This is a genomic window from Virgibacillus carmonensis, assembly GCF_057836705.1.
The window spans coordinates 1-727 of the sequence record NZ_JBYQFJ010000144.1 but is presented as its reverse complement, the minus strand read 5'-3'; the positions used below and the strand labels follow the sequence as shown (position 1 = coordinate 727).

The following is a 727-nucleotide window of genomic DNA, read 5'->3' as shown; positions in this document are numbered from 1 at the left end:
ATCGATGCTGTTCCAGATTTAGATGCAGAATTGGTAAAGGCTAGTCAAAAATGGCTGTCACCTAAATATCAAGCAGATGCCACAAAATGGGGTGTGCAAAAGCTTGAGGTATGGGAGAACTATGCCAAGTGGATGTATGAAAACGACTTGCTGGATCACAAGCTTGACAGCGAAGCAGCGTTCACAAACGAATTTTTACCAAAAAAAGAGGGGGAATAAACATGGGCAACGCACTTGTAAGTATACAAATAATCCCAAAAACAAAGAACGGGGAAGACGTTATTCCATATGTTGATGCAGCTATTGCTGTAATTAATGAATCAGCTGTGAAATATGAAGTACATCCACTTGAAACAACTATGGAGGGAGATTTGCCAGAACTTATGGCTGTTATTGAAAAAATGAACGAGAAAATGGTGCAGCTAGGTTGTGAGAGTATCATTTCACAGGTGAAGGTCTTCTATAAACCTAATGGTGCATCAATGAATGAATTGACGGTGAAATACCGCTAATGAAATCGCTAATGAAGAAAGGGTGGAGACCAGTATTGGTTCTCCTCCTTCTGTTTTTTCTATGGGAGACGGCTAGTAGAATATTCGAAATCCCAGCGTGGCTTCTTCCGGCACCATCACAAATTTGGAAGGTAGGTGTCGCGGAATGGCCAAGTTATCAGCATCATCTATTCGCGACAATAAGGTTAACCCTCATTGGCTTTTCGATTGGTACA

Annotated in this window: 1 protein-coding gene and 2 pseudogenes; all 3 read left to right on the top strand. The window is 41.3% G+C overall.

Features of this window, described 5'->3' with window-relative positions:
* Positions 1–219, top strand: a pseudogene (locus AC3G7N_RS20995) (ABC transporter substrate-binding protein); the annotation flags it as partial.
* Between the two features lie 2 nt (positions 220–221).
* Positions 222–512, top strand: a complete 291-nt coding sequence (locus AC3G7N_RS20990) for a thiamine-binding protein (RefSeq protein ID WP_089060297.1) — start codon at positions 222–224, stop codon at positions 510–512.
* Positions 513–523: 11 nt separating this feature from the next.
* Positions 524–727 (top strand): annotated as a pseudogene (locus AC3G7N_RS20985) (ABC transporter permease); the annotation flags it as partial.